Here is a 23,268-nt window from a genome sequence, read left to right as displayed (position 1 = left end):
ACCCGCATCATCCACCGAACAGGAGCCCGACCATGCAGGAACTGATCCCGATCACCCTCTTCATCTGCATCGCCTACGCGATCCACGCCATTGCCGATGCCCGCGCCCGCAGCAAGCTGGTGGCCCCGCACGTGCCGGAGGAAGTGATCCGCTCGCTGGCCGTGCTGGAAGAAGAGCGCCGCCGCCAGGGCGCGCTGCGCTGGGGCATCAGCCTGGTCTGCCTGGCCCTGGCCATGGCCCTGCTGGAAGCCATCGGTGCCCGTGACCTGACCTTCGGCGCCGCCGCCGCGCTGGTCGGCAGTGCTGGCCTGGGCCAGCTGCTGGCCTGGCACTTCACCCGTCCTGCCGCACGCAAGGGCTGAGCCGGCCCATGTCACGGGCACAGGGGGCGCCCCGCGCATGAGCCTGCTCGGCGAAGCACTGTCGGCACTGCGGGGCCGTCGTCGCCACGAAGCAGCGGCGATGGCGGCACCCGCCGCACCGCTGGATGCGGACCAGGCCCTGGTGCGGGCCATCATCGACGGCTCGCAGGCGGCGTTTTCGCAACTGGTCGAGACCCACCAGCGCACCTGCGCGCATGTGATCGGACGCATGGTCGGCGACCGCGATCAGGTGGCCGACCTGCTGCAGGAGACCTTCCTGGCCGTGTTCCGCCAGCTGCACCGCTTTCGTTTTGAATCCTCGCTGCGCACCTGGGTTTCGCGGGTGGCCTACACCACCGCGCTGCAGCACCTGCGCCGGCGGCGACTGGAGGCGCAATGGATGGTGGCGGTGGAGGTGCCGGAGGAACTGGGAATCGGCGATGAAGGACCGGGGCCGGCTGAACTGAGCGAGGCGCTGCAGGCGGGGCGCCATCTTGGCGTGGCGCTGGAGCGGCTGAGTGCACCGCAGCGCCTGATCGTCGGCCTGCACTACCTGGAGGACTTCGACCTGGTCGAGATCGAGCAGGTGACCGGGCTGGCACGCGGTACCATCAAGAGCCACCTGCACCGCGCGCGCCAAGTCCTGAAGCAGGAACTGACGCGGCATGCCGCCGCCGGAGAACTGCTGTGAGCCCATCGACCGACCCTCGCGATGCGGAAGAACGCGCGCTGGCGCAGGCGTTGCGTGAGCAGACGCAGCAGGAAGAAACGCCGGATGTGAGCGAGGCGCTGCAGAAGCGCATTGCCGCTGAATCGCGCGATAGTGGCGTGGGCTATGTGGTGGTGCAGGTGGTGTTGTTGGGGGCGTTGGTGGCGGCGGCTGTCTGGTATTTCTGGGTCTAGAAGAACGCTGACGCCTGCACCTGATTCTGGACGCTTTTTCCTCCAACGCCTGATCAGATGGCTAGGCATCGGGCGTTGTCTGCAAATCGACAGTTGGTCTTCCGCGTCAGATTCCGTCACCTCGGTCTCGTCGTCGGTGGCGATGGCTCTATCCAGGACCCACGAGCTGCGTGTGTTTCCTGAGGAAAGTTGCAAATCCCATGTCTCCACTTGAGGCGTAGTTTCACAATCAGAGATTCTCAACCATCAGCTTCCAAAGGCATGGAGTGAGAATCACATGGACAGGTGCGCGAGTAAGCCAATGCCGGATGTAGTTGGATGATGCTCTACTACGTCCAGCTTTCGCTTGCCCGATTCAAGCAGCGAGTCGGCACTCATCTGTCAATCGCTCTCATGCTGGGTGCGGGGGTAGGGATCACCACCGTGATGCTTTCCATTGTTCTCCAGGCATCGTCGGATCCCGCTCCAGGCCGGAGCTCGGCACTGTTCCGCCCTTACCTTGACGCGCGTCCAGATGCACTGCGCAGTGGCTCTCCGGATCCTGGTCAGTCACTGACCTGGCCAGACGCGAAGGTGCTTCTGAACCAAGGCCGGACGTGGAAGCAGGCAGCAATGGCAGGGGGCGCGGTGACGCTCTCCCGGCCGGGAGAGCCCAGCGCAAGATTGCGCGCCAGGTTCGCCACGTCCGAAGTCTTCAGTGTCCTCGGCATTGCCGTTGTTCAAGGGCGCGCATGGACCGCCGAGGAGGGGCATGCTGCGAGTCGAATCGTGGTTCTGTCGCGTGCGCTCGCAGAGCGCGAGTGTGCACAGGGCTGTGTTGGTCATCAGTTGGACCTGGGCAGACGCACCTATACCGTGGTGGGTGTCGCGGAGGACTGGCATCCGGTGCCGATGTTTCAGGGAGACCTCACGCGCAGGCCGTTTGTGGAGCCTGACGAGATCTACCTGCCGCTTGAAACCGCAATCGCAGACAAGCTGACTGTTTTGGACGGGACTGCGATCTGGGGTGGTGACCAGGACACGGATCCTGCAGGGGCCAACGTTTCCTGGCTTCAATTGTGGGCGTGGCTGCCCACCGCAGACGATGTCGCCGCTTACCGCGCGAGTCTGAACGCCTATGCGCATGAAAAGGGGCTTCGGATCGAGCCAGGCGCCCAGCAGGTGGCACTCTGGCCGTTGATGGATTGGCTGGACAGGCTGGGATTGGTTCCGGAGCAGGCCAGGATGCAGCTTCGGTTGTCGCTGATCCTGCTCGGCGTGTGCATCGTCAACGCGGCGGCGCTGCTGAGCTTCAGTCTGGGGCGCCGTCGGCGGGAGCTCGCGATACGACGTGCACTGGGAGCACGACGCCGAGACGTGTTCATCCAGCTCATGTGGGAATCCATCGCGGCGGGCGTCGCAAGCGGTGCGCTCGCTGTCGTCACCTATACGCTGGGAATACGGGTGGTTGCTGCGGGAGACGTTCTGCCCAGCGCGATAACAGCGATGCATGCCGGGGCAATGCTGATGGCGGCTGGTCTGGGAGTCGTCACGACGTTGCTCTGTTCATTGGTCCCATCGTTTGAAATCTGCAGGGTCAGCTCACTGTCGAGTGCCTTCGCGAAGGGGGCTGCCTGAAATGTTCGAATCAATGAGGGAGACTCGACGACATCTGGGAAGCGCCGCACTGCTTGCAGTGCAGGCTGCGCTTGCAAGCCTGGCATGTGCGTTCGCACTGCAATCTGTGCTGGACAGCTTCGCCAGATTGAACACCCGCAGCATCCGGGACGCAGTATCGATTGGTGTGGTCAGGGTCTCGGATGTCGAAGAAGGCGCTGATGCTGCAGTGCTGCGGGCAGACCTGTCCGCGATCCGGCTGCCCGGTGTTCAGGACACGGTTGTGAGCGACGCTGTTCCGTTCGGGGGAAGAGCCCATCGATACGGTGTGTGCACCAGCGAGTCGGCCATGGCGTACTCGATGAACGCGGGTACGACAGACGTTGCTGGATGTGATCGCATTCCTGTGGTAACTGCCAGCTCTGGCTTGCTGGCGATGCTGGGCGCGGGAATCGTCCTGGGGCGGGATGCCACAGAGGACGACATGGCTGAAGGTGCTCCGGTGGTGCTGATCAGTGAAGCGCTGGCTGCCCGTCTGTTCGGAACGGAGCGTGCTGTTGGCCGCCACCTGCATTTCGGCCCCGGCAGCAGCCGGGTCATCGTGGGCGTATTTGCGTCTGTTGCTGGACCGGCACCAGGAGGCAATGAGCGGGACTTGCAGTGGGCGCTGCTTCCGGGCCTTCCCATGGGCGCCAGTCGCTATTATCTGGCGAAGTGGAGGTCGGAGGTTGATCGTTCTTCGCTTGATCGCATTGTCGATGCGCTGCAGCGGCCCTATCGGATCGTGAATTCGACCGGTGTCGAGACGCTGGCGGGATATCGCGACGCCTACGTCAAAGCTGATCGCTTCGCTACGACCGTGCTCGCGGTCATGACGGCCATCGTTCTCGGTGTGCTGATGGCCGGGGTTTCCGGAGTCGTAGGCGCCTGGCTTGATCGGCGCCGGCACTCCATTGGGGTTCGACGGACACTCGGTGCTCGCGGCTCAGTGATCTTTGCCGAAATCATGTTCGAAGTTTCACTGTTCACCACACTGGGCGCCCTGCTCGGCGCGTTGTCGTTGCAGTGGCTAGGGCCGCCACAGGATGGCATCACAGGTTCACTGTGGTTCTCGATATCGAGCGCTGTCGTGCTGGTGATGGCGGCCTGCTTGACTGCATTGGTACCCCGGGCCCGGCGAATCGCCAAGGAGCCGCCCTTGACCCTGCTGAAGCCCCTGTAGCCCGTTCATCCTGTCATCCAGCTTCCCTGCGACAAAGTGAAGCAGCGCGTCACCCGGTCGCATCCCACCTTAACGAAATCCTCCTAAAGTGGTCCGGTATCCCACCGGTCACAGGCAGGAGGCGTCCCTTGGACGCGTTGTTGTTGTCCCGGATCCAGTTCGGATTCGTCATCAGTTTCCACGTGCTGTTCCCCGCCTTCACCATCGGTACGGCCAGCTGGCTGGCCTTCATCGAATGGCGGTGGCTGCGCACGAAGTTGCCCGTGTGGCGCGAGCTATATTTCTTCTGGCAGAAGATCTTCGCCGTGTCGTTCGGCATGGGCGTGGTCAGCGGCATCGTCATGGCCTTCCAGTTCGGCACCAACTGGCCGCGATTGAGTGAAGTGGCCGGCACGGTCATCGGACCGCTGCTGACCTACGAGGTGCTGACCGCGTTCTTCCTGGAAGCCAGCTTCCTCGGCGTGATGATGTTCGGCTGGGGCCGGGTCTCGCCGCGCCTGCATTTCTTCTCCACCTGCATGGTGGCGCTGGGCACGCTGTTCTCCACATTCTGGATCCTGTCGTCCAACAGCTGGCTGCATACCCCGGCCGGCTACGAGATGGTCAACGGCATCGTGCATCCGGTGGACTGGTGGCAGGTGGTGTTCAACCCCTCGTTCCCGTACCGCCTGGCCCACATGGCGCTGGGCTCGTTCATCACTACCTGTTTCGTGATCGGTGGCGTGGGCGCGTGGTACCTGCGCAAGGGCACACATGTCGAGGCCGGACGGCGCATGCTGATCGCGGCGGTGGCGTTCGCCGCACTGACCGTGCCGGTACAGATCTTCGTCGGCGACATGCATGGCCTGAACACGCTCAAGCATCAGCCGATGAAGATCGCGGCGATGGAGGCGCATTGGCATGAAACCCAGGAAGGCGAGGGCGTACCGCTGGTGGTGTTCGCGCTGCCGAACGAGAAGGAAGAGCGCAACGATTTCGAAGTCGCCATCCCGAAGCTGGGCAGCGTGATCCTCACCCACAGCCTGGACGGCACCTTCGATCCGCTCACCTCGGTGCCGGCCAGCGAGCGGCCGCCGGTGACGCCGGTGTTCTTCGCCTTCCGCATCATGGTTGGGCTGGGCACGCTGATGCTGCTGCTGGCCTGGGTGTCGGCTTTCCAGCTGTGGCGCAGGAAGCTGCTGGATTCGCCGTGGCTGCTGCGCGGCTGGAACTGGATGCTACCCAGCGGTTTCATCGCACTGCTGTCGGGTTGGTTCGTCACCGAGATGGGGCGCCAGCCGTGGGTGGTATATGGCGTGCTGCGCACCGCTGATGCGGTCGGCCCGCAGAGTGCGTGGATGACGGCGTTGTCGCTGGGTGTCTATGTGGTTGGCTATGCCTTCGTGTTCGGCTGGGGCATCTGGTACCTGGTGAAGATCCTGCGCCACGGGCCGCAGCCGTATGCCGAGGGGCCGTCGCTGGACCATGGCAGCCATACCCCGGCACGTCCGTTGTCGGCCGCCGATGAACCGCTGGAGGAGCGCTGACATGGACCTGATGACCTGGCTGCCGGTGGCGTGGTTCGCGGTGATCGGCTTCGGCGTGCTGATGTACGTGGTGCTGGACGGCTTCGTGCTCGGCATCGGCATCCTTGCCCCGTTCGCCGAGGACGAGGAACAACTGGACCTGATGATGAACACCGCCGCGCCGATCTGGGACGGCAACGAGACCTGGCTGGTGCTCGGTGGCGCTGGCCTGCTGGCGGCCTTCCCCAAGGCCTATGCGGTGCTGCTGTCGGCGCTGTACCTGCCGGTGCTGCTGCTGGTGGTGGCGCTGGTGTTCCGCGGCGTGGCCTTCGAGTTCCGCTTCAAGGCGCATCGATCGCGCCGGTTGTGGAGCGTGGCGTTCGGCCTCGGTTCGCTGCTGGCCACGTTTGCCCAGGGCGTGATCCTCGGCACCCTGGTGCAGGGCATCCCGCTGGTGGACGGTGTCTATCAGGGCGGGCCGTTTGCCTGGTTCAGCCCGTTCGCGATGCTGACCGGTGCCGCACTGGTGGCCGGCTATGCGCTGCTGGGCAGCACCTGGCTGATCCTGAAGACCGAAGGCCGCGTGCAGGCGCTGGCGCGGCAGATGACCCGGCCACTGGTGGTGGCGGTGATCGCGGCGATGGGCCTGGTCAGCAGTTGGCTGCCGTTCCTCGATTCGCGCCTGATGGCGCGCTGGTTCAGCGACGGCAACTTCTGGTGGCTGTCGCCGGTGCCGCTGCTGACCCTGGCGGTAGCCGCCGCGCTGTGGCGCAGTGCCACCCACCCGCGCCGCGACCTGCCGCCGTTCCTGCTCAGCCTGGCCCTGTTCGTGCTCGGCTTCCTCGGCCTGGTGCTGGGCATGTGGCCTTATCTGCTGCCACCGTCGATGACCTTGTGGCAGGCCGCCGCGCCGGCGTCGTCACTGGGCTTCACGCTGGTCGGGCTGGTCATATTGCTGCCGGTCATCCTCGGCTATACGGCGTGGTCCTACCGGGTATTCCGCGGCAAGGTGCACGCCGACACCGGTTACCACTGATCGATTGAAGACGGGGCCTGCCGGTGCCGGGCCCCGTGTTGGGGAATGTGAAACCTGCACACCCTGCGCGGGACGTGCTAGCGTGCGCTCCTTTCCGGCGGCCAGGGGGGCAGCCGGCGACGTCCTGGACGGACGCACGGCTGCAGGAACGGGGGGCCGCCGCGCGTCGCCGTAATGGCTCGTGCCTATCGTTCTCCCGTTGAAGCACCATCGCTAAATGATCGAATTCTCCATCGTCGACTGGGCTGCCTGGGCGCCCGGCCTGAGTGAGCGTAGCCAGTGGCTGGGCTGGGCCGATGCGCCGTACCTGCCGCACGGCGCGGACACGCCGGCGCTGGCCGAGGTGCCGGCGATGCAGCGCCGCCGCATCGAGCGGCTGGGCCGGATGGCGATCCAGGCCGCGTGCTGGTGCGAGGACGGGCAGGGCGCCGACAGTGACGTGCCGCTGGTGTTCGCCAGCCGCCACGGCGACGTGGCCCGTTCGATGGACCTTCTGGGCGCTCTGGCCGGCGACCAGCCGTTGTCGCCGACCGGATTCGGCCTGTCCGTGCACAACGCGATTGCCGCGCTGTATTCCATCGCCCGCGGCCACCGCGGCAACTACTTGGCGCTGGCGGGGGGCCAGGCCACGGTGGAGACGGCCTGCCTGGAGGCCGTCGGCCTGCTGGCCGACGGTGCCCGCGAGGTGCGGGTGGTGGTCTATGAGTCGCCACTTCCGGAAATTTACGCGACGTTCGCCGACGAACCCGACCCGTTCTTTGCCTGGTGCTGGCGCCTGACCGCCCCGGCAGAGGGCCGGCCGACGCTGTCGCTGCAGTGGCAGCCGGCCGACGCCCAGGCCAGCACTGCGCCCGGCCTGCTGCCGCATGCGCTGGACCTGCACCGGTTCCTGTTGTCCGGCGCGCCGGCGCTGGAACACGTGGCCCACGGCCAGCGCTGGCGCTGGAGCCGCCGTGGCTGAGCTGCTGCGCCGCCTCGATCATGCCTGGCGGGTGTTTGGCACCGGCCTGAGCTTTGTCGCATTTGGCCTGGGCGGCCTGCTGCTGGGCGTTCTGGTGATGCCGGTACTGCTGCTGATGCGTGACCCGGTGGCACGCCGCCGCCGCGCCCGACGCGTGGTGCAGGTCGCGTTCGCCAGCCACCTGCGGCTGATGCGCGGCCTGGGGGTGATGACGTACGAGATCGAGGGCGGCGAACGCCTGCAGCGCAACGGCCTGCTGGTACTGGCCAATCACCCGACCCTGATCGACGTGGTCTGCCTGATCTCGCTGCTGCCCAACGCCGACTGCGTGGTCAAGCGGGCCGTGGCCTGCAACCCGTTCATGCGCGGTCCGGTACGGGCCGCCGGCTACATCTCCAATGACGATGGCGCCGGCCTGGTCGATGACTGCGTGGCCGCGGTGCATGCCGGCGGCACCCTGGTGATCTTCCCGGAGGGCACCCGCAGCGTGCCCGGGCAGCCGCCGCGGCTGCAGCGTGGGGCCGCCAACATCGCCGTCCGCGGCCGGCTGGACATCACCCCGGTGCGGATCACCTGCAGCCCGCCAACGCTGACCAAGGGGCAGAAGTGGTATCGTGTCCCCTCACGTCGCTTTCACGTTCGGCTGCAGATCGGCGAAGATATCCCGATCGCGCCATTTCTGGCCGAAGACGACTCGCCAAGGGGGGATGCCTTGGCAGCCCGTCGCGTCACCGAGCACCTTTCTCGTTATTTCGACCTGTCTGGAGATCCGAACCGTGCAAGCACTTGAGCACGAGATCAAGGAATTGATCATTTCCTCCCTTTCGCTGGAGGACATCACGCCGGAGGACATCGATCCGACCGCCCCACTGTTCGTCGAGGGCCTCGGCCTGGATTCGATCGACGCGCTGGAGCTGGGCCTGGCGCTGCAGAAGAAGTACGGTGTGAGCCTCTCGGCCGATTCGGAAGAAACCCGTCGCCATTTCTCCAGCGTGCGCGCGCTCGGCGAGTTCGTCGCCGCCCGCCAGTCGTAACTGGTGCCAGGACCTGCCATGACCAAGAATGAACTGTTCGAACGCATCGTCAGCATCCTGACCGACAGCTTCGAGATCGAAACCGCCCGGATCACCCCCGAGGCCCGCCTGTACGACGACCTGGACATCGACAGCATCGACGCGGTCGACCTGATCGTTCAGCTGAAGCCGTTGCTCGGCCGCAACCTGCAGCCGGAAGCGTTCAAGGCCGTGCGTACCGTGCAGGACATCGTCGATGTGGTGCACAGGCTGCTGCCGGACCAGGCAGCCGCCTGACCGCAGCGCCGGCGGCTCCACCATGGCACGCGCACGCACGGTCGTGGTGGCTGCGATCTCGCTGGCCTACCCGGTGCTGGTGTACCTGGCGATGGGCCGCTTCGAGCCACGCTGGTTGTCGCTGCTGCTGTTCACCCTGGCCCTGCTGCGCGCGCTGAGTACGCGCCAGCCGCTGTGGTGGGCCGCGGCCGCCGGCACCGGCCTGCTGGCGGTGCTGGCCACCGTGCTCAACCAGGCCCTGCCGCTGAAGCTGTACCCGGCGCTGGTCAACGCAGTGATGCTGGCGGTATTCGGCACCAGCCTGCGTTTCGGCCCGCCGCTGGTGGAACGCCTGGCACGGCTGCAGGAACCGGACCTGCCCCCGTTCGCGGTGGCCTATACCCGCCGCGTCACCCAGGTGTGGTGCGGCTTCTTCGTTCTCAACGGCAGCCTGGCCCTGCTGACCGCGCTGTACGCGTCGGACCGGGTCTGGATGCTCTACAACGGATTGTTGGCGTACGTGATGATGGGCGTGTTGTTCGCAGGTGAGTGGCTGGTGCGGCGGCGGGTGAAGGCGGCGCACGCGCATGGCTGAGTGGATTGCCCTGGACCGGCTGCTGCTGGAGGCGCGGCCGCATCGAAGCGTTGGCGTCTGCGATGGCGAGGTGATCGACCACGCCCGCTTCCGCCAGCGCGTACTGGCCTGGCGCGCCGCGTTTGCGGCGGCCGAAGGCCGTGACTGGGCCCTGTATTTCGATGATGCGGTGGCCTTTGCCGCTGCGTTGTTCGGTGCCTGGCATGCCGGCAAGCGGGTGTTCCTGGCTGCCGACAATCTGCCGGCCACGCTGCAGGCGCTGCAGCCGCAGGTGAGTGGTTTCGCAGGCGATGTGTCCGCCGATTATCGTCTGCTGGCGGCGCTGGACGCCGCACCGGACGAGGGTCTTCAGGCGCTGGACGAGCGCGCCTGCGAGCTGTGCGTGTTCACCTCCGGCAGCACCGGACAACCCAGTGCGATCAACAAGCGCATGGACCAGCTGACGCGCGAGGTGGACGCACTGCAGGCTGCGTTCGGCACGCAGCTGGAAGGCGTGCAGGTGCATGGCACGGTGTCGCACCAGCACATCTATGGCCTGCTGTTCCGCGTGCTGTGGCCGCTGGCTGCCGGCCGCCTGATCCATCCACGCCGGTTCTTCCACGAAGATCTGGTGGGTGCGCTGGCCGGTACCGATACGGTGCTGGTCGCGACCCCGGCCCACCTCAAGCGCCTGCCCGAGCAGCTCGACTGGGCCAGCCTGCATGGCCGCCTGCGCGCGGTATTCTCCTCTGGCGGCCCGCTGCCGGAAGAAGCCGCACGCCAGGTGCGGCAGTGGCTCGGCGTGGCACCGACCGAGGTCTATGGCAGCAGCGAGACCGGCGGCATCGCCTGGCGCCGCTGGGACACCGACCTGCCGCCGTGGCAGCCGCTGCCCGGCGTGCAGTGGCGCATCGAGGAGGGCTGCCTGGCGGTGGCCTCCGCACATCTGGAAACCCCGGATTGGTGGCGTACCCAGGACCGCGTTGAAGCGTTGGCCGATGGCCGCTTCCGCCTGCTGGGCCGCGCCGACCGCATCGTCAAGATTGAAGAGCGCCGCGTTTCGCTGGATGCACTGGAACGTGCGTTGCGCGAAGACGCCGAAGTGGATGACGTGCGCGTGCTGGTGCTGCCCGGGCAGCGCGAGCAGCTGGCCGCGGTGGTGGTACCGGCCGACCCGACGCTGCTGGAGGGCGGTGAGGCCGCGCGCCGCGCGCTGGGCCAGCGCCTTGGCACACGCCTGGCACAGGCTCATGACGCGGTCACCCGGCCGCGCCGCTGGCGGCTGGTGCCGGCGCTGCCGATCAACGCACAGGGCAAGGTCACCCAGGCGGCACTGGCAGCGCTGTTCCAGCCGCTGATGCCGGTGCCGGTCTGGGATCACCGCGATGCGGCCAGCGCCACGCTGCGGATGACCCTGGACCCGGCGCTGCGACCGTTCCAGGGCCACTTCCCGCAGGCGGCGATCCTGCCCGGCGTGGCGCAGCTGGACTGGGCGGTGCGGTTTGGCCGCCAGGTGTTCGCCATGCCGGCAGTGTTCCTGCGCATGGATGCGGTGAAGTTCCAGCACGTGGCCCGCCCGGGCGATGAGCTGACCCTGCAGCTGGACTGGGATGCCGCACGCAACGTGCTGGCCTTCCGTTACACCTCCAGCCACGGCGTGCATGCCAGCGGCAAAGTGGTCTTCGCCGATGCGGACTGATCCGGCCGTTGCCGGTGCCGCGTTCGCGCCACTGGTGGTGATTCCCGTCTACGACCACGAGCACGCCATCGCGGCGGTGGTCGACGGCGTGCAGGCCGCCGGCCTGCCGTGCCTGCTGGTCGACGATGGCTCGCATGAGGCGTGCGCGGCAGCATTGCGTTCGCTGGCACAGCGCCAGGGCGTCGACCTGCTGCGCCTGGACGTCAACCAGGGCAAGGGCGGGGCGATGCTGGCCGGTTTCGCCGAAGCCGGCGCGCGAGGCTACAGCCACGTGCTGCAGATCGATGCCGACGGCCAGCACGATACCCGCGATCTGCCACGCTTCATCGAAGCGGCGCGCGCCCATCCCGAGGCGGTGATCTGTGGCATTCCGGCCTACGACGCCAGCGTTCCCAAGGCGCGCCTGTATGGCCGCTACGCGACCCACATCTGGGTCTGGATCAACACGCTGTCGCTGCATCTGCGCGACACCATGTGCGGCTTCCGCGTGTATCCGCTGCCGCCGGTGCTGCGCCTGATCGGTGAAGAAACCATCGGCCGGCGCATGGATTTCGATACCGAAGTGATGGTGCGCCTGTACTGGCGGCACCTGCCGGTCGAGCACCTGGCCACGCGCGTGACCTATCCATCCGATGGCGTCTCGCACTTCGATGTGTGGCGCGACAACGTGCGCATCAGCCGCATGCACACCCGCTTGTTCTTCGGCATGCTCTGGCGCGCACCGCGCCTGCTGTGGCGCCGCCTGCGGGGGCAGCGCTGAGATGGCGGCCGTGCAGGGGGCCCCGCACTGGGCCGACATCGGCGAATCCACCTCGGTGGCCGGCGTGCTGTTCCTGTGCTGGGTGCACCGCTGGTTCGGGCGCTGGCCGTTCCGCCTGTGCGTGTGGCCGGTGGTGGCCTGCCACTGGCTGGGCAACCGCGTTGGCCGCCAGGCCTCGATGCAGTACCTGCAGCGCCTGCAGGCGCACAGCGGTGCGCTGGGTCGCGCGCCGACCCGGGGTGACAGCCTGCGCCACTTCTTCGCGTTTGCCGACACGATGCTGGACAAGATCCTCGGCCTGGGCGGACGCTATCCGGCCGAACGCATCCACCTGCATCGCGACCTGGTGCTGGAAAAGATCGCGCGCCGCGAGGGCGGGCTGATCCTGACCGCGCACATCGGCTGCCTGGAGCTGTGCCAGGTACTGGCCGAACAGGTGCCGGGGTTCCGCATCACCGTGCTGGTGCACACCGCGCATGCGCAGCGCTTCAACCGCCTGCTGCAGCGGTTGGACCCGCTGGCGGCGGTGGAACTGGTGCAGGTAACCGAAATGGGCCCGGCCACGGCGGTGATGCTGGCCGAGCGCGTGGCGGCGGGTGGCTTCGTTGCCATCGTCGGCGACCGCACGCCGGTGCAGGGCGGCCGCAGCGTCACCGCCGATTTCCTTGGCCACCGCGCGCCGTTCCCGATCGGCGCCTATGTGCTCGCCGCCGCGCTGGGTTGCCCGGTCTACACCATGGCCTGCCTGCACCAGGGCGAGGGCTATCGCGTGGCGTTTGAACAGTTCGCCGAACGCATCGCGCTGCCACGTGGCTCGCGCGATGCTGCGCTGGCCGAACAGGCACAGCGCTTCGCGCGCTGGCTGGAACTCCAGGTCATCCAGTCCCCGTTGGACTGGTTCAACTTCTTCCCCTTCTGGGATCAGGCTCCGCATGACGACTGACGCCGTACCCGTGTGCCGCTTTGGCGATGCACCGTTGACCATTGAAGACGTGGTTGCCCTGGCCCAGCGCCAGTGCGAGGCCGCACTGAGCGACGCGCCTGCGTTCCGCGCGCATATCCAGCGCGGTGCCGACTTCCTCGACCGCCTGCTGCGCGAGGACGGCGTGATCTACGGCGTGACCACCGGCTACGGCGACTCGTGCACGGTGAACATCCCGCCGGCGCTGGTGGCTGAGCTGCCGCACCACCTGTACACCTACCACGGCTGTGGCCTGGGCCGTTACCTGGACCCGGTCGAGACCCGCGCGGTGCTGGCTGCGCGCCTGGCGTCGCTGGTGCGTGGCATGTCCGGTGTCAGTGTGCCGCTGCTGGAAGGCCTGGCCACACTGCTGCAGCACGACGTGCTGCCGATGATTCCGGCCGAAGGCTCGGTGGGTGCCAGCGGTGACCTGACCCCGCTGTCGTACGTGGCCGCGGTGCTGTGCGGAGAGCGCGAGGTGCTGCATGACGGCCGCGTGCAGCCGGCGGCGGATGTGCTGGCGAAGATCGGCATGACCCCGTTGAAGCTGCGGCCGAAGGAAGGCCTGGCGATCATGAACGGTACCGCCGTGATGACCGGCCTGGCCTGCCTGGCCTGGCAGCGCGCCGATTACCTGGCGCGCATGGCCACGCGGCTGACTGCGTTCAACGTGCTGGCCAGCGACGGCAACGCGCATCACTTCGACGAAACCCTGTTCGCCGCCAAGCCGCACCCGGGCCAGGGCCGCATCGCCGCGCGCCTGCGCAGCGACCTGCACAGCGAGCGTCCGCCGCGCAATGAACAGCGCCTGCAGGACCGCTACTCGCTGCGCTGCGCACCGCACGTGATCGGCGTGCTGGAGGACAGCCTGCCGTTCCTGCGCCAGCTGATCGAAACCGAACTGAACAGCGCCAACGACAACCCGCTGATCGATGCCGACGGCGAGCGTATCCTGCACGGCGGCCATTTCTACGGCGGCCACATCGCGCTGGCGATGGACACCCTGAAGAACACCGTGGCCAACCTTGCCGATCTGCTCGACCGGCAGCTGGCACTGGTGGTCGATGCCCGCTACAACCACGGCCTGCCGGCCAACCTGTCGGCGGCCACCGGCCCGCGCGCGGCCATCAACCATGGCCTGAAGGCGCTGCAGATCAGCGTTTCGGCATGGACCGCCGAAGCGCTGAAGCAGACCATGCCGGCCAGCGTGTTCTCGCGCTCCACCGAATGCCACAACCAGGACAAGGTCAGCATGGGCACCATTGCCGCGCGCGATTGCCTGCGCGTGATCGAGCTGACTGAACAGGTAGTGGCCGCGATGCTGATCGCTGCCCGCCAGGGCCTGGCGCTGCGCGAACGGGTTGGCCTGAACGCGCAGCTGCATGGCAGTCTGGCCGACATGTACGCCGACCTGGGGCAGCGCATCGCCCTGGTTGAAGAAGACCGCGCGCTGGATCGCGAACTGCGGGAACTGCTGGTGGAGATCCGCGCGCAACGTTGGGAGCTGTATGCCGGTGAATGAAGCAATCGAACGGGCCGGCGAGATTTCGCTGACCCCGGCCTTCCATGACTGCGATCCGATGAACGTGGTCTGGCATGGCAACTACTTCAAGTACTTCGAGATCGCGCGCTGCGCGCTGCTCGGGCGCTACGACTACGACTACCCGCAGATGCTCGAATCGGGCTACCTGTGGCCGGTGGTCGATGCGCGGGTGAAATATGTGCGCCCGCTGCTGTTCAACCAGGCCTTGCGCGTGATCGCGCGCATCGTGGAATGGGAGAACCGGCTGAAAATCGAGTACGAGATTCTCGATGCGCAGAGCGGCCAGGTGCTGACCCGCGCGATGACCATCCAGGTTGCGGTGGACGCGGCCAGCAAGGAAATGCTGTACCAGTGCCCGCCGGTGCTGTGGGAACGCCTGGGAGTGCCTGCGCCATGAACCGAGCGAACCGTTTCGCCCGTGCGCTGCTGTGCGCGCTGCTGCTGGTGGCCGCACCGCTGGTGCAGGCGGCCGACCCCGCCATCGATGCGATCACCCAGGCGGTGGCCCGGCCGGACGTGCTGCGTGGCCAGTTCAGCCAGGAAAAGCAGGTCAGCGGCTTCAAGAACCCGCTGCGTTCGCAGGGCCGGTTCGTGGTCGCGCGCCAGCACGGCGTGATCTGGTCCACGCTCAAGCCGTTCCCCTCCGAGGTGGTGGTCACCGCCGACCGCATCCTCAGCCGCCAGCGCGATGGCAGCACCCGCGTCGAACTCGATGCACGGCAGCAACCGGCGATGCGTTCGGTGAACGCGATCATGTTCGCGCTGATGAGTGGCGACGTGCAGGCGCTGTCCAGCCAGTTCAACGTGACGGCCAGCCGTGAAGGACAAGGCTGGCGGCTGCGGCTGACGCCGAAGTCGGCGATGCTGGCCAAGGCTTTCGAATCGCTGACCCTGCAGGGCGACCGCTACGTGCGCCAGGTCGAGATCGTGGAGGCCAACAAGGACCGCACGCAGATCCAGTTCAGCGCATTGAGCGAGGCACCGGCCACGCTCAATGCCGACGAGGCCCGCCGCTTTGAGTGAGGCCGCGGCATCGAACGCACCGGACCGGTTGCGGCGCTGGTGGCACTGGCTGGGCATCGCCTGGCTGCTGGTGCTGGTGGTACTGGGCGCGCAGCAGTGGCACCTGTGGAGCCAGCAATCGCGGATCGACACCGACATCCTCGCCCTGCTGCCGCAGGATGCACACGACCGTCTGTTGAGCGATGTCACCCGGCGCATTGCCGATGGCAGTTCGCGGCAGGTGGTGGTGCTGCTGGGCAGCAAGGACGGCGCTGCCGCCAAGCGTGCGCAGGCCGCGTTTGCTGCAGCCATGGCCAAGGACGCCGATCACGCCCTGCTGGTACCCAGCGGCTCGATCGAAGGCTGGTTCGATGAGGCGCGCGCGTTCTACGCGCCGTACCGGGACCGCCTGCTGACCCCGGCCCAGCGCGAGCAGCTGCAGGGCAGCGAGCCGGGCGCGCTGGCCGAACAGGCGTTGGCCGCGCTGTACGGCCCGATGGGCGCGCCGCGCCTGACCGACTGGCGGCAGGACCCGTTGTCGCTGTGGCCGCAATGGTGGCAGCAGCAGGCGCAGGGGTCGGGGCTGCGGTTGGGCGATGACGGCTTGCTTGAAGCCGAGGGCAGGCACTGGGCCGTGCTGCAGTTCGATACGCCGGGTTCGGCGTTCCAGCTGGATGGCGAGCGCCATCTCGATGGCCTGCTGGAACGCGCCGGGCAGGCCGCCACGGCAGCGGCGCCGGAGCTGGAAATCCTGCACGCCGGCGTGCCGCTGCATGCCGAGGCCGCCGCGGTGCAGGCCAACCAGGAGATCAACACCATCGGTTGGGGGTCGCTGGCGGCGGTGCTGCTGCTGGTGTGGCTGGCATTCCGCTCGCTGCGGCCGATCCTGCTGGTCGCCGCCTCACTGCTGATCGGCTGTGGCGTGGCGCTGGCAGTGACCGTGCTGGTGTTTGGCAAGGTGCACGTGCTGACCCTGGTGTTTGGTGCGTCGCTGGTGGGCGTGGCCGAGGACTACGGCATTCACTGGTTCGCCTCGCGCCAGGCCGAGCCGGCCGATCGTCGCTGGAAACTGCTGCGGCATCTGCTGCCCGGCCTGTGGCTGGCCCTGCTGACCAGTGCGCTGGCCTACCTGGCATTGGGCCTGGCCCCGTTCCCGGGCCTGCGCCAGATGGCGCTGTTCTCGGTGGTCGGCCTGGCTGCCGCCTTCCTCACGGTGATCTTCTGGTTCCCGTGGCTGGATGGTGGCGAGATCCGCCAGACCCGCTTCTCGCAGTGGCTGGGCAACACGCTGGAGCGTTTCCCGCGCCTGCATGGCCGCCGCGCGGTGACGATGTTCGTGGTGATCACGCTGGCACTGTCTGCCATCGGCATCGCGCGCCTGCAGAGCAACGACGACCTGCGCAGCCTGCAGTCGTCGCCGCCGGCATTGATGGCGCAGCAGATCCGCCTGAGCCAGTTGCTGGGCATGCCCAGCCCGGCGCAGTTCTACCTGGTGCAGGGTGCCGATGCCGCGCAGCTGCTGCAGCGCGAAGAAGCGCTGACCGAACGCCTGCGTGTATTGGCCAACGACAAGCGCATTGGTGGCTATCGCGCGATCAGCGATTGGCTGCCGTCGCCGTCGCGGCAGCAGGCCGATGCCGCGCTGACCGCGAAGGTGGAACCCGGCGTGCTGTCGGCCGTGTCCGAGGCCGTGGGCGAGCCGCTGCAGCGACCGCAGTTCGCGGCAGCGCCGCTCAGCGCCGAAGCCTTCCTGGCCTCGCCGGCCTCGCAGCCGTTCCGTCATCTGTGGGTGGGCGAGGTCGGTGGGCAGATGGTCAGCGTGGTGATGGTCGATGACCTGTCGCGCGCCGATGCACTGGCCACCCTGCAGGGCGCGGCCGAGGGCCTGCCCGGCGTGCGCTGGGTCGACCGCACGGCCGACTTCTCCACGCTGCTGGGCCATTACCGCAAGCTGATGGGCGGGCTGCTGCTGGTCGGCATCGCGCTGGTGTTCGGCGCGTTGTGGCTGCGCTACCGCCGCCAGGCCTGGCGCGTGTTCGCGCCGACCCTGATTGCCGGTGCCTTGACCCTGGGCCTGCTGGGTCTGTTCGGCCAGCCGCTGCAGCTGTTCAACGTGCTGGCACTGATGCTGCTGCTGGGCATGGGCATCGACTACGGCATCTTCCTGATCGAGCACCGCGGCGATGCCAGCGCGTGGCTGGCGGTCTGCGTGGGTGCGGCCAGCACCTGGCTGTCGTTCGGCCTGCTGGGCCTGTCGCAGACGCCGGCGCTGCGTGCGTTCGGCCTGACCCTGCTGTTCGGCATCGGCCTGGTCTGGCTGATCTCGCCGCTGTTCCGGCCGCCGCCACATGACCTGCCGCCAGCTTGAACCTGTCTTCCGACTTCCTTCTTTCCACCTGATCGAGCAACAAGGACGCACCGATGAATACTGCTGTGGATGCTGTCGAACGTACTGAAATCCTGATCATCGGTGCGGGCCCGGCCGGCTCGGTGGCCGCGGCGATGCTGCGCCAGCATGGCCGCCAGGTGCTGATGCTGGAGCGCCAGCAGTTCCCGCGCTTCTCGATCGGTGAAAGCCTGCTGCCGCAGAGCATGGAGTACATCGAAGCGGCAGGCCTGCTGCAGGACGTGGTCGAAGCGGGCTTCCAGCACAAGAACGGCGCCGCGTTCGTGCATGGCGAGGCGCGCACCGCGTTCGACTTCAGGAAGAAGTTCTCGCCAGGCTGGGGCACCACCTACCAGGTGCAGCGCGCCGACTTCGACAACGTGCTGGCACGCGGCGCCGAGCGCATGGGCACCACGCTGCGCTTCGGCGATGAAGTGCTTGCGGTCGAGCCGGGCGAGCAGCCGGCGGTGACCGTGCGTCGTCCGGACGGCAGCGAGTACCGCATCGAGGCCGATTTCATCCTCGATGCATCCGGCTTCGCGCGCTTGCTGCCACGCCTGCTGCAGCTGGAATCGCCGTCCAACTTCCCGGTGCGCGGCGCGATCTTCTGCCACGTGCGCGACAACATTCCGGCCGAAGCGGACTTCGATCGCAACAAGATCCTGATCACCACCCATCCCGAGCACATCGACGTCTGGTACTGGACGATCCCGTTCTCCAACGGCTGCTGCTCGCTGGGCGTGGTCGCCGAGCCGTCGTTCTTCGAACGCTACGAAGGCGACGACCTGCAGAAGCTGCAGGCCATCGTCGGCGAGGACCCCAACCTGACCCGGCTGCTGGCCAACGCCGAATGGGCGGTGCTGCCGGTGCGTCGCATCACCGGTTACTCGGCCAATGTCAGCTCGTTGTGGGGCCCGGGCTACGCCCTGCTGGGCAATGCCGGCGAGTTCCTTGACCCGGTGTTCTCCTCCGGCGTCACCATCGCCTTCAAGTCCGCGCAGCTGGCCAGCGAATGCCTGGCGCGACGCTATGCCGGTGAAACCGTCGACTGGGAAGCTGAATTCTCGATCCCGCTGCGTGCCGGCGTGAAGACCTTCCGCCGCTTCGTTGAAAGCTGGTACGAGGGCGGCTTCCAGAAGATCATCTACCACCCGCAGCAGCAGCCCGAAGTACGCGACATGATCAGTTCCATCCTGGCCGGCTACGCCTGGGACACCAACAACCCGTATGTGGCCGATGAAAGCGGCCGCCGCATGCGCGTGCTGGAGCAGCTGTGCAGCGCCTGATCGCCCGTACCGCGGCCGTGCTGCTGTGCCTGCTGCTGGCCGCCTGTGCCGGCCGCATGCCCAAGCCATTGGTGGAACTGCCGCCGCTGCGCCTGTCGCCGGCCAGCCTGCCGGCGCCGCTGGCATTGCAGCAGCAGCTGCATTTCCGTTTCGGTACGCATGAGCGCGACCTGGATGCTCTGCTGGAAGCCGATGCGCAGCAGGTGCAGCTGGCGGTGCAGGCGATGGGCCAGACCGGCGTGCGCCTGCAGTGGGACGGCCAGCAGCTGACCCAGCAGCGCGCACCGTGGCTGCCGCCGCAGGTGCGTGCCGAGCGCGTGCTGGATGACCTGCAGTTCGCGCTGTGGCCGACCGCGGCCATTGCCGCCGCGTTGCCGGCAGGTTGGCAGGTCAGCGATGACGGCCGGCAGCGCAGCCTGTCGCGCGACGGCACGGTGTGGCTGCAGCTGCAGCGCCTGGACGATGGCAGCGTGCAGCTGGACAACCGCGCCGAAGGCTATGCGCTGCGCATCGAATCGATCGACATGGCCGGGCAGGACCGATGAGTGCACCGATCTACCTGAACGACCTGGGCGTGGTCTGCGCGCTCGGCGATGGCCGCGCCGCGGTCGCGTCGGCGATGTTCGCCGATGTGCCGGGCGGGCTCAGCGACAACGACAGCCTGCTGCCGGGGCGCACCCTGGCGCTGGGAGAGGTGCGCACGCCGCTGCCGGCGCTGGAGGACCTGCCGGTGGCCCTGCGCGGGCGCAACAACGCCCTGCTGGACGTGGCACTGGCGCAGATCGCACCAGCGGTGGCCGCCGCGATCGCCCGCCATGGTGCCGAGCGTGTGGCGGTGGTGCTGGGCACCAGCACCTCGGGCATTGGTGAATCCGAGCAGGCCCTGCGCACCCACGCCGAACAGGGCCAGTGGCCGCAGGGCTTCGATTACGCCCAGCAGGAAATGGGCACCGCCGCGCAGTTCGTGCGCCAGCGCAGTGGTGCACAGGGGCCGGCATGGACCCTGTCCACCGCCTGCTCGTCCAGCGCCAAGGCGCTGATGTCGGCCGCGCGCATGCTGCGCGCCGGCATCGTCGATGCGGTGATTGCCGGCGGTGCCGATTCGCTGTGCCGCTTCACCGTGGCCGGCTTCAGCGCGTTGGAATCGGTGTCGGCCCTGCGCTGCAATCCGTTCTCGCAGCACCGCTCCGGCATCAACATCGGCGAGGGCGCCGCGCTGTTCCTGCTTACCCGCGAGCCGGGTCCGGTGTGCCTGGCCGGGTGGGGCGAATCGGCCGATGCCCATCACATGTCCGCCCCCGATCCGCAGGGGATGGGGGCCATCGACGCCCTGCAGCAGGCGCTGCTGCGCGCCGGCTGGGGCGCCGACGAAGTGGATTACGTGAACCTGCATGGCACCGCCACCGGGCACAACGATGCGATGGAAAGCCTGGCGGTCTCGCAGGTGCTGGGCAACGGCGTGCCGGCCAGTTCGACCAAGCCGCTGACCGGCCATACGCTGGGTGCCTCGGGCGCGATCGAGGCGGCGCTGTGCTGGATCCTGCTGGCCGAGAACCCACAGCAGCAGCTGCCGCCGCACTGGTGGGACGGCGTGCCCGACCCCGCACTGCCGGTGCTGCCGCTGGTCGCGCCGGGCTCCTGCCTGGCGCAGGCGCCGCGGCGGGTGCTGAGCAATTCGTTCGCCTTCGGCGGCAGCAATGCCGTGCTGGCACTGGAGCGTCGATGAACACGCTGTACGCGATCGAGGACGTGGTGCCGCACCGCCAGGACATGTGCCTGCTGGAGCGCATCACGCAGTGGGACCAGGACACCCTCGAGGCTGAACTGGTGGTGCCCGAATCCGGCCTGTTCGTGGAGAACGGCGAAGTGCCGGCGTGGGTCGGCATCGAATACATGGCGCAGGCCATCGCGGCCTGGGCCGGCTGCCGCGCGCGTGCGGCCGGCAAGCCGCCGCAGCTGGGCTTCCTGCTCGGCAGCCGCCGCTACAGCAGCGCGCGCAGCAGCTTCCCCAGCGGTTCGCGGCTGCGCGTACAGGCGCGCTGCGAGCTGTTGGGTGACAATGGATTGGGGATGTTCGCCTGCCGCATCCTGGCGGGCGAGGACGAATGGGCGACAGCCAACGTGTCGGTGTTCGAACCGGCCGACGCGATGGCCTATCTGGAGAGTGGACAGGCATGACAGGGAATCGAAGCGTGCTGGTGACCGGCGCCAGCCGGGGCATCGGCCGGGCCATCGCGCTGCGCATCGCGCGCGATGGCTTCGACGTGGTGGTGCATTGCCGCAGCCGCCTGGAAGAGGCACAGGCCGTGGTGGCCGAGATCCAGGCCATGGGCCAGCAGGCCCGCGTGCTGGCGTTCGACGTAGCCGACCGCGAGGCCGCACGCGCCGCGCTGGAGGCTGATGTCGAAGCGCACGGCGCGTACTACGGCGTGGTCTGCAATGCCGGCATCGCCCGTGATGGCGCCTTCCCGGCGCTGTCGGCGGAGGATTGGGACCAGGTCATCCACACCAACCTGGATGGCTTCTACAACGTGCTGCATCCGCTGATCATGCCGATGGTGCGGCGGCGCAAGCCGGGCCGCATCGTCACCCTGTCGTCGGTGTCCGGGCTGGCCGGCAACCGCGGCCAGGTCAACTACAGTGCCGCCAAGGCCGGCATCATCGGTGCCACCAAGGCGCTGGCACTGGAACTGGCCAGCCGCCAGATCACCGTCAACTGCGTGGCCCCGGGCCTGATCGAGACCGAAATGCTCAACGATGAAGTGATCGAACACGCGCTCAAGCTGATTCCCGCCGGCCGCGTCGGTCGTCCCGACGAAGTGGCGGCCACGGTGGCGTTCCTGCTGTCCGAGCCGGCCGGCTACATCACCCGCCAGGTGATCTCGGTGAACGGAGGCATGCTCTGATGGCTGCCGATCGTCGCGTGGTGGTCACCGGTGCGGCCGCCATCAGTCCGCTCGGCCACGACTGGCCCACCATCGAAGCGCACCTGCGCAGCTGCCGCAATGCCGTGCGCACGATGCCCGAATGGGATGTCTACGCTGGCCTGAACACCAAGCTGGCCGCGCCGGCGCAGGACTTCGAGCTGCCGCCGAACTACAACCGCAAGACCACCCGCTCGATGGGCAAGGTCGCGATCATGTCGGTGCGCGCCACCGAGGTGGCACTGCGCGAGGCTGGCCTGCACGAGCACCCGGTGCTGCGCAGTGGCCGTACCGGCGTGGCCTACGGCTCGTCCTCGGGCAGCCACGAGGCCACCGGTGAATTCGGCCGCATGCTCAACGAGTTCACCACCGACGGCATCAGTGCCACCACCTACCTGAAGATGATGAGCCACACCGCGCCGGTCAACATCGGTGTGTTCTTTGGTTTGTCCGGGCGCGTCTACACCACCTCCAGTGCCTGCACCTCGGGCAGCCAGGGCGTGGGCGCGGCCTACGAAGCGATCCGCAGCGGCAAGCAGACGGTGATGGTGGCTGGCGGTGCCGAGCAGCTCGATGCCACTGCCGCGGCAGTGTTCGACACCCTGTTCGCCACCAGCGTGCGCAATGATGCGCCGCAGACCACGCCGCGCCCGTTCGATGCCGGCCGTGATGGCCTGGTGCTGGGCGAGGGTGCCTGCACGCTGATCCTGGAAGACCTGGAGCACGCGCAGGCACGTGGCGCCACCATCCTTGCCGAGGTGGTCGGCTACGGCACCAACAGCGATGGCCAGCACGTCACCCAGCCCAGTGCCGACACCATGGCCCAGGCCATGCGCCTGGCGCTGGAGGATGCCGGGCTGGACGCGGCGCAGATCGACTACGTCAACGCCCACGGCACCGCCACCGACCACGGTGACATCGCCGAGACCCAGGCCACCGCGCAGGTGTTCGGCAGCCGCATGCCGATCAGCTCGCTGAAGAGCTACGTCGGCCACATGCTGGGCGCCTGTGGTGCGTTCGAGGCCTGGATGAGCATCGAGATGATGCGCGCCGGCTGGTTCGCGCCCACCCTGAACCTGGCCGAGGTCGATCCACGCTGTGGCCAGCTCGACTTCATCACCGGCCAAGGTCGCGAATTGCAGGCCGAGTACGTGATGAGCAACAACTTCGCCTTCGGTGGCATCAACACCTCGCTGGTGTTCCGCCGCTGGCGCGAGTGATCCACTGCCCCACCGCCGCTGTTCCCGCAACCTACCCGC

General features: G+C 67.6%; 25 protein-coding genes. All 25 read left to right on the top strand.

The genetic code is table 11. From position 1 onward, the window contains the following. Positions 1–32 precede the first annotated feature (32 nt). The 25 genes from ACZLHH_RS22955 to ACZLHH_RS22835 all read left to right on the top strand — a co-directional run bounded on the left by ACZLHH_RS22955 (position 33) and on the right by ACZLHH_RS22835 (position 23,229). Complete coding sequence (locus ACZLHH_RS22955; RefSeq protein ID WP_005414880.1) at positions 33–362, top strand: hypothetical protein; 330 nt, start codon at positions 33–35, stop codon at positions 360–362. Between the two features lie 37 nt (positions 363–399). Further along, a complete protein-coding gene (locus ACZLHH_RS22950) occupies positions 400–1,053 on the top strand; it encodes an RNA polymerase sigma factor (RefSeq protein ID WP_107433475.1) in 654 nt (217 codons plus the stop codon). Further along, a complete protein-coding gene (locus ACZLHH_RS22945; RefSeq protein WP_012512479.1) occupies positions 1,050–1,265 on the top strand; it encodes a hypothetical protein in 216 nt (71 codons plus the stop codon). Before ACZLHH_RS22950 ends, ACZLHH_RS22945 begins: the two co-directional genes overlap by 4 nt. 318 nt (positions 1,266–1,583) lie before the next feature. Then, the gene (locus tag ACZLHH_RS22940) at positions 1,584–2,882 is read left to right on the top strand and encodes an ABC transporter permease (protein WP_107433476.1); all 1,299 of its coding nucleotides are present in this window, start codon (positions 1,584–1,586) and stop codon (positions 2,880–2,882) included. Position 2,883: 1 nt separating this feature from the next. Beyond that, a complete protein-coding gene (locus ACZLHH_RS22935) occupies positions 2,884–4,083 on the top strand; it encodes an ABC transporter permease (protein ID WP_180844884.1) in 1,200 nt (399 codons plus the stop codon). A gap of 128 nt (positions 4,084–4,211) precedes the next feature. Beyond that, on the top strand, positions 4,212–5,609 hold the full coding sequence (locus tag ACZLHH_RS22930) for a cytochrome ubiquinol oxidase subunit I (protein WP_049462287.1): 1,398 nt from the start codon (positions 4,212–4,214) through the stop codon (positions 5,607–5,609). A gap of 1 nt (position 5,610) precedes the next feature. Continuing rightward, positions 5,611–6,624 carry a cytochrome d ubiquinol oxidase subunit II gene (cydB, locus tag ACZLHH_RS22925; protein WP_005414876.1) on the top strand — a complete coding sequence of 338 codons (1,014 nt, stop codon included), beginning with the start codon at positions 5,611–5,613 and terminating at the stop codon, positions 6,622–6,624. Between the two features lie 217 nt (positions 6,625–6,841). After that, positions 6,842–7,585: a beta-ketoacyl synthase chain length factor gene (locus ACZLHH_RS22920; RefSeq protein ID WP_180844883.1), complete on the top strand. Its 744-nt coding sequence runs from the start codon at positions 6,842–6,844 to the stop codon at positions 7,583–7,585. Beyond that, entirely contained in the window at positions 7,578–8,375 is a 798-nt protein-coding gene (locus ACZLHH_RS22915; protein WP_180844882.1) for a lysophospholipid acyltransferase family protein, read from the top strand. The genes ACZLHH_RS22920 and ACZLHH_RS22915 overlap by 8 nt, the downstream gene beginning before the upstream one ends. After that, positions 8,362–8,619 carry a phosphopantetheine-binding protein gene (locus ACZLHH_RS22910; RefSeq protein WP_005411610.1) on the top strand — a complete coding sequence of 86 codons (258 nt, stop codon included), beginning with the start codon at positions 8,362–8,364 and terminating at the stop codon, positions 8,617–8,619. Before ACZLHH_RS22915 ends, ACZLHH_RS22910 begins: the two co-directional genes overlap by 14 nt. A gap of 18 nt (positions 8,620–8,637) precedes the next feature. Then, positions 8,638–8,895, top strand: coding sequence for an acyl carrier protein (locus ACZLHH_RS22905; protein ID WP_006402206.1), 258 nt, complete (start codon positions 8,638–8,640; stop codon positions 8,893–8,895). A gap of 22 nt (positions 8,896–8,917) precedes the next feature. Continuing rightward, complete coding sequence (locus ACZLHH_RS22900; RefSeq protein ID WP_012512473.1) at positions 8,918–9,469, top strand: COG4648 family protein; 552 nt, start codon at positions 8,918–8,920, stop codon at positions 9,467–9,469. Next, positions 9,462–11,147, top strand: a complete 1,686-nt coding sequence (locus ACZLHH_RS22895) for an ApeI family dehydratase (protein ID WP_180844881.1) — start codon at positions 9,462–9,464, stop codon at positions 11,145–11,147. The genes ACZLHH_RS22900 and ACZLHH_RS22895 overlap by 8 nt, the downstream gene beginning before the upstream one ends. Further along, the gene (locus tag ACZLHH_RS22890) at positions 11,137–11,907 is read left to right on the top strand and encodes a glycosyltransferase family 2 protein (RefSeq protein ID WP_180844880.1); all 771 of its coding nucleotides are present in this window, start codon (positions 11,137–11,139) and stop codon (positions 11,905–11,907) included. The genes ACZLHH_RS22895 and ACZLHH_RS22890 overlap by 11 nt, the downstream gene beginning before the upstream one ends. A gap of 1 nt (position 11,908) precedes the next feature. Beyond that, positions 11,909–12,850: an LpxL/LpxP family acyltransferase gene (locus ACZLHH_RS22885; protein ID WP_180844879.1), complete on the top strand. Its 942-nt coding sequence runs from the start codon at positions 11,909–11,911 to the stop codon at positions 12,848–12,850. After that, positions 12,840–14,390: an HAL/PAL/TAL family ammonia-lyase gene (locus tag ACZLHH_RS22880; RefSeq protein ID WP_180844878.1), complete on the top strand. Its 1,551-nt coding sequence runs from the start codon at positions 12,840–12,842 to the stop codon at positions 14,388–14,390. Before ACZLHH_RS22885 ends, ACZLHH_RS22880 begins: the two co-directional genes overlap by 11 nt. Then, entirely contained in the window at positions 14,377–14,808 is a 432-nt protein-coding gene (locus ACZLHH_RS22875; RefSeq protein ID WP_071228589.1) for an acyl-CoA thioesterase, read from the top strand. Before ACZLHH_RS22880 ends, ACZLHH_RS22875 begins: the two co-directional genes overlap by 14 nt. Further along, entirely contained in the window at positions 14,805–15,434 is a 630-nt protein-coding gene (locus tag ACZLHH_RS22870; RefSeq protein ID WP_180844877.1) for an outer membrane lipoprotein carrier protein LolA, read from the top strand. The genes ACZLHH_RS22875 and ACZLHH_RS22870 overlap by 4 nt, the downstream gene beginning before the upstream one ends. Further along, the gene (locus tag ACZLHH_RS22865) at positions 15,406–17,781 is read left to right on the top strand and encodes an MMPL family transporter (RefSeq protein WP_197573153.1); all 2,376 of its coding nucleotides are present in this window, start codon (positions 15,406–15,408) and stop codon (positions 17,779–17,781) included. Before ACZLHH_RS22870 ends, ACZLHH_RS22865 begins: the two co-directional genes overlap by 29 nt. Before the next feature lie 53 nt (positions 17,782–17,834). Then, on the top strand, positions 17,835–19,085 hold the full coding sequence (locus tag ACZLHH_RS22860; protein WP_180844875.1) for an NAD(P)/FAD-dependent oxidoreductase: 1,251 nt from the start codon (positions 17,835–17,837) through the stop codon (positions 19,083–19,085). Beyond that, entirely contained in the window at positions 19,073–19,630 is a 558-nt protein-coding gene (locus ACZLHH_RS22855) for a DUF3261 domain-containing protein (RefSeq protein WP_107433485.1), read from the top strand. Before ACZLHH_RS22860 ends, ACZLHH_RS22855 begins: the two co-directional genes overlap by 13 nt. Continuing rightward, positions 19,627–20,811: a beta-ketoacyl-[acyl-carrier-protein] synthase family protein gene (locus ACZLHH_RS22850; RefSeq protein WP_049424190.1), complete on the top strand. Its 1,185-nt coding sequence runs from the start codon at positions 19,627–19,629 to the stop codon at positions 20,809–20,811. Before ACZLHH_RS22855 ends, ACZLHH_RS22850 begins: the two co-directional genes overlap by 4 nt. Continuing rightward, on the top strand, positions 20,808–21,263 hold the full coding sequence (locus tag ACZLHH_RS22845) for a hotdog family protein (protein WP_032129169.1): 456 nt from the start codon (positions 20,808–20,810) through the stop codon (positions 21,261–21,263). The genes ACZLHH_RS22850 and ACZLHH_RS22845 overlap by 4 nt, the downstream gene beginning before the upstream one ends. Then, complete coding sequence (locus ACZLHH_RS22840) at positions 21,260–21,991, top strand: 3-ketoacyl-ACP reductase FabG2 (RefSeq protein WP_012512461.1); 732 nt, start codon at positions 21,260–21,262, stop codon at positions 21,989–21,991. The genes ACZLHH_RS22845 and ACZLHH_RS22840 overlap by 4 nt, the downstream gene beginning before the upstream one ends. Continuing rightward, complete coding sequence (locus ACZLHH_RS22835) at positions 21,991–23,229, top strand: beta-ketoacyl-ACP synthase (RefSeq protein WP_032129167.1); 1,239 nt, start codon at positions 21,991–21,993, stop codon at positions 23,227–23,229. The genes ACZLHH_RS22840 and ACZLHH_RS22835 overlap by 1 nt, the downstream gene beginning before the upstream one ends. The last annotated feature ends 39 nt before the right edge of the window (positions 23,230–23,268 follow it).

It is taken from the genome of Stenotrophomonas sp. 28608_Sma, from assembly GCF_056486185.1.
This window is presented reverse-complemented; position numbering and strand designations above follow the sequence as displayed.